Below are 5289 nucleotides of genomic sequence, written 5' to 3'. Positions count from 1 at the left end.
CGACTACGCGCGAACCTTCTTCAACGGCGGCGCGGGTACGAACCCGAAGTTCCCGCAGGACCGCCCCGACGAGGGCTTATTCGAGACGCAGCTGCAAATCAGCTTTGAAGCGAAATGAAGCTGGAGCAACTGCAAGTGATGCGTAAAAGTTCAATTCTGGCGCTCGCCATCCTTATCGCGGCGGCGAGCGCATTGGGTATCCCCAATCTTGCGAGCGCGGGAACATCCGCGCTGCTGAACGTATCGTACGACCCGACCCGCGAACTGTACGAAGACTACAATGCCGTGTTCGCGAAGTACTGGAAGGCGAAAAACGGTAACGACGTAACCATAAACCAATCGCACGCGGGATCGGGAAAGCAAGCTCGGGCGGTCATCGATGGACTCGATGCCGACGTCGTCACACTAGCGCTGGCCTACGACATCGACGCCATCGCGGACAAGGCGCACCTGCTGCCGAAGGACTGGCAGAAGCGCCTGCCTGACAACAGTTGTCCCTACACCTCGACCATCGTCCTGCTGGTGCGCAAGGGCAATCCCAGGGGAATCCACGACTGGGACGACCTGGTGAAGCCGGGCGTCTCGGTGATCACGCCAAATCCCAAGACTTCGGGGGGAGCGCGATGGAACTTTCTTGCCGCGTGGGGCTATGCGCTGCGCAAGAACAACGGCGATGAAGCCAAGGCACGAGAGTTCGTCGCGAAGTTGTACGCCAACGTGCCGGTGCTCGACTCGGGTGCGCGCGGATCGACGACGACCTTCGTCGAACGCGGCATCGGTGACGTGCTGATCGCGTGGGAAAACGAGGCGCTGATGTCGATCAAGGAATTCGGCCCAGACAAGTTCGAGCTGGTGGCCCCGTCGTTCAGCGTCCTGGCCGAGCCTCCGGTAGCGGTGGTCGACAGGGTTGTCGAGCGCCACGGGACCGCCGAGGTGGCGAAAGCGTACCTCGAGTATCTCTACACGCCGGAAGGCCAGGAGGTGGTCGCGCGCAACTTTTACCGCCCTCGCGACCCGGCGGTCGCCGCGAAATACAAATCGCAGTTTCCGAGCCTTCCTCTCTTCACGGTCGATGAGCAGTTCGGCGGTTGGACGAAGGCGCAGAAGACCTTTTTTGCCGACGGCAGCATCTTCGATCAGATTCAGCAAGGAGGGAAATGACCCAGGGCAAGAACCGCGTATTGCCGGGTTTCCGACTCGCACTCGGCTTCACGCTCGTATACCTGCTGGTAATCGTCGTTGCTCCTCTTTCAACGATCTTTTTCAAGTCGGCTACGCTGACCTGGCGAGAATTTTGGGCGACGATCACGGCGCCACGAACCCTGGCCGCATGCCGGCTGAGCTTCGTGGCGTCGCTTGTCGCCGCGGTGGTGAATTCCGTTTTCGGAACCGTGGTGGCATGGACTCTGGTACGTTACGAATTCCCCGCGCAACGAATAATCGACGCGATGGTTGACCTGCCGTTCGCGCTGCCGACTTCCGTCGCTGGAATAACGCTCACCGCAATCTACGCGACCAATGGATGGATAGGACGCTACTTCGAACCGATGGGTATCAGAATCGCGTTTACTCCCCTGGGCATCGTGGTGGCGCTGACCTTCGTGGGGCTGCCGTTCGTGGTGCGAACTCTCCAACCCGTCCTGGAAGAGCTGGAGCTGGAACTGGAAGAAGCGGCTGCGACCTTGGGTGCCAATAGGCTCCAGACCTTCGTGCGGGTGACTTTTCCTGGACTGGTGCCGGCGCTGCTGACCGGCTTTGCGCTGGCGTATGCGCGCGCGATTGGCGAATACGGCTCGGTGGTCTTCATTTCGGGAAACCTGGCAATGCGAACCGAAGTTCTCCCCCTGCTCATCATGGGCAAACTCGAGCAGTTCGACTACGCGGGTGCGACGGCGGTTGCGGTCCTGATGCTGGTGATATCGGCAGGACTGCTGTTCAGCGTGAACCTGCTCCAGCGATGGAGCACGCGCCGGATAGCGGCATAGGACGTATCGTGCTGGAAAACTTCGGATGGCTTGGAGAGAAGAGCGATCGGCCAGTCAGGCCGGCGGTGTCCGATCCGGCCTGGGTTCAATGGGGATTGATCGCGATCAGCATCGGGTTCATGGGGCTGTTCCTGTTCGTTCCCCTCGCCGCCGTATTCGTCGAGGCATTCGCCAAGGGTGCGCACGTATACTTCGCAGCCATCACGTCATCGGAGGCCGCTGCCGCCATCCGTCTCACGCTACTCACCGCGGCCATCGTGGTTCCGCTCAACGTCACTTTTGGACTCTCGGCCGCCTGGACGCTGACGCGCTTTGAATTTCCCGGCAAGCAGGCGCTGCTGACCGTGATTGATCTCCCCTTCTCGGTTTCGCCGGTGATTTCCGGAATGATCTTCGTGCTGTTACTCGGAGTGCGCACTCCCATCGGTGGATGGCTCGTCGATCACGGAATCCAGATTATTTTCGCAAAGCCGGGCATCGTGTTGGCGACGATCTTCGTGACCTTTCCGATCGCGGCCCGCGAACTCATTCCGGTGATGCAGGTTACCGGGCGCGACGAGGAAGAAGCTGCCGTCGTGCTGGGCGCCAGCGGATGGCAGATGTTTCGCCGCGTGACGTTGCCGAACGTGCGCTGGGGGCTGGTCTACGGCGTGGTCTTGTGCGCGGCGCGCGCGATGGGTGAGTTCGGTGCGGTATCGGTCGTTTCGGGGCATATCCGCGGAGCGACCAACACGATGCCGCTGTACGTGGAAATTCTTTACAATGACTACCAGTTCTCTGCCGCCTTCGCTGTCGCCTCGCTGCTGGCGTTGTTGGCCCTTGTCACCCTCGCACTGAAGTATCTGGTGGGTCGCCGTATCGCATCCTCGATGCGCGAGACGGCGGCCGCTGAACCCGTGGAACAGGTGGCAGCATGAGTATTGAACTTCGCGGCATTCACAAGACCTTCGGCACGTTCATCGCGCTCGACCGCATCGACCTGGAGATCGCCGACGGCGAACTGGTCGCCTTGCTGGGGCTCTCAGGGTCCGGCAAGACCACCCTTCTGCGGATTATCGCCGGCCTGGAGACTCCCAGCGGCGGGAGGGTGCAGTTTTTCGGCCACGATGCCCGTTCGCTCAGCGTGCGCGACCGAAAGATCGGCTTCGTATTCCAGCACTATGCGCTTTTCCGCCACATGACGGTTTTCGAAAACGTGGCGTTCGCGATGCGGGTGCTGCCGCGAGCCTCGCGTCCGCCCGAAAGCGCGATCCGGGCGAAGGTGCATGAGTTGCTACGGCTCGTGCAATTGGATTTCCTCGCCGATCGCTATCCGTCCGAACTGTCGGGTGGACAACGACAGCGGGTGGCCCTCGCGCGGACGCTGGCCGTTCGGCCCCGCGTCCTGCTGCTCGACGAGCCGTTCGGATCGCTCGATGCGCGAGTGCGGCAGGAGCTGCGTCAGTGGCTACGGCGGCTGCACGAACAGCTCGGCCTTACCTGCGTGTTCGTTACACACGACCAGGACGAGGCGCTGGAACTGGCGGATCGCGTGGTGGTCATGAATGGAGGAAAGATCGAGCAGGTTGGCACACCCGAAGACGTGTACCATCGCCCGGCCAACGCGTTCGTCGCCAGCTTCCTGGGCAACGTGAACCTGTTCCACGGGCGAATCGAGAATGGACGCGTGTTCCTGGGCGATACCAGCCTCGAGGTCAGCTCAGCGAACGTCGTTAGCGCAAACGGATCCGGCAAGGCTGCGGTCTACGTGCGGCCGCATCTCCTGGAGATCGATAGAGTCCCGCGCGGACAGCGCAGTTTTCCGGCCACGATCAGAAGCGTGAATCCGGCGGGGCCGCAGGTGCGTATAGAGCTGGTCGCGGAATGGGGCGACCCGGTCAACGTCGATGTTGATCATCAACGCTTCGGGGAGTTGGGCCTGAAACTCGGCAACAAAGTCTTTCTGCACCCGAAGGAAAACCGGGTCTTCATATACCAGATCTGATTGGACGCGCTTGGAGGGGATCCGACCGGGTGCGGCAGCCCTTCGCGTTCGGCCAGGTGCGGCCCAACTAGCTCGGAGCCGAATTCGTCTATCAATTCGAATCGTATCGGTTCGAAGCTCATCAGCAACGCGCTGATCATCGGCAAGCCTTGAGTGGTCAGTTCCACGTGCTCGCCGGAGCGAGCTGACCTGCCCCGGGGCCGCCTGAATCGTTTCAGCCCGAGCACGTTAGTTTCCGCCGGCGGCCGCGTAGTCCTGCGGCAAACCGGACTCCGCGTGTCGGAGTAAGCGGGCGAGTATGCCGGAGGCGATGCCCGCGGCCTGGACGCGGATTTCCGGCATCGCGGTGCTCTCCCAGAACACCCCCCTGAGGAGGGGCCCGAGTGCGTAGAGCCCGTCCTGCACCGCGCCGCTCCTCGCGACGAGGGCGCCTTCCGCGGTGGCATCGATTCCCAAGAACAGCGGGTCGTAGCGTGCGAACCCATCGGCGACGAGTTGCTTCAGAAGAGGAACGCGAAAGCGGCGTGCATCCAATTCAGGTCCGCTGCAATTGATTGCTCGCTCCGCCGCCAGTTCTCTCCTGCCGCCGCTTCGCAACTCGACAGTCGCCTGGATTGCTCCATCGGCCAATGAAGAAGCCGAGACGATCCGGCCGCCTATCGCCTCCAGTTGCCCGCTCCGCCGCAACGTCTCAACCGCGGCGTGGACCTCCGGCACGATCCGGTGGCGATGCAGGTCCCAATAGGGTCGTAGAAGGCGAAGAAACCGGCGCTTCTCCTTCAGAGTCAGAAGCTGCCAGATATCCTGGGTATGCGGCCGCAGACCGTCGATTCGTCCGTGCCAGGTACCTCCAGCTTCCGTGTCTTGTTGCGCTGCTCTCCTGACCTTCGAGAAAAGGGAATTCAGCGGTACGTCCACGACCTCTTCACCGTCCCACGGCGTTCGTGGGGCGTTGGTCGGGTGCACCCGGGGCAACAACCCCCGGCGGGAGACGAGGTAGATGCGTCCGTGATGGCCGAGCTCGCGCAACGACAGGCAGACATCAACCGCGGTGAGACCGGACCATATCAACAACACAGTGGCGGACCGAGGCAGTCCCTTCACGGCATCAGGCGACCAGCCGGCGGGTGGATCGGGACTTCCGGGCGGCAAGGGATTCGTCGAAGGAAAATTGCCAAGCGCGACAACCACCGTGTTTGCGGCGATTGCTTCCCCGCTGTCGGTCTCAATAGTGAATGTTCCTTGATTCTTCGAGATCCGGGTTGCGAGAGAACGAACGTGTTCGAAGGTGAGCTCCGGCCTCGCCTGGAACAGCGCATC

The 5289-nt window shown here is 61.8% G+C and carries 5 protein-coding genes; 4 read left to right on the top strand and 1 reads right to left on the bottom strand.

The window, feature by feature from the left end:
- The first annotated feature begins 138 nt into the window (after positions 1–138).
- The 4 genes from VGI36_03645 to VGI36_03630 are packed head-to-tail and all read left to right on the top strand — an operon-like array spanning position 139 to position 3969.
- A complete protein-coding gene (locus VGI36_03645) occupies positions 139–1161 on the top strand; it encodes a sulfate ABC transporter substrate-binding protein (GenBank protein HEY2484212.1) in 1023 nt (340 codons plus the stop codon).
- On the top strand, positions 1158–1985 hold the full coding sequence (cysT, locus tag VGI36_03640; protein ID HEY2484211.1) for a sulfate ABC transporter permease subunit CysT: 828 nt from the start codon (positions 1158–1160) through the stop codon (positions 1983–1985). Before VGI36_03645 ends, cysT begins: the two co-directional genes overlap by 4 nt.
- The gene (cysW, locus tag VGI36_03635) at positions 1958–2902 is read left to right on the top strand and encodes a sulfate ABC transporter permease subunit CysW (GenBank protein ID HEY2484210.1); all 945 of its coding nucleotides are present in this window, start codon (positions 1958–1960) and stop codon (positions 2900–2902) included. The genes cysT and cysW overlap by 28 nt, the downstream gene beginning before the upstream one ends.
- On the top strand, positions 2899–3969 hold the full coding sequence (locus VGI36_03630; protein ID HEY2484209.1) for a sulfate/molybdate ABC transporter ATP-binding protein: 1071 nt from the start codon (positions 2899–2901) through the stop codon (positions 3967–3969). Before cysW ends, VGI36_03630 begins: the two co-directional genes overlap by 4 nt.
- Positions 3970–4197: 228 nt before the next feature.
- Here the strand turns inward: VGI36_03630 and VGI36_03625 are convergent.
- Positions 4198–5289 (bottom strand): hypothetical protein (locus VGI36_03625; GenBank protein HEY2484208.1); only part of this gene is annotated, 1092 nt, incomplete at its 5' end.

It is taken from the genome of Candidatus Binataceae bacterium, from assembly GCA_036495685.1.
GTDB lineage: Bacteria > Desulfobacterota > Binatia > Binatales > Binataceae > JAFAHS01.
This window is presented reverse-complemented; position numbering and strand designations above follow the sequence as displayed.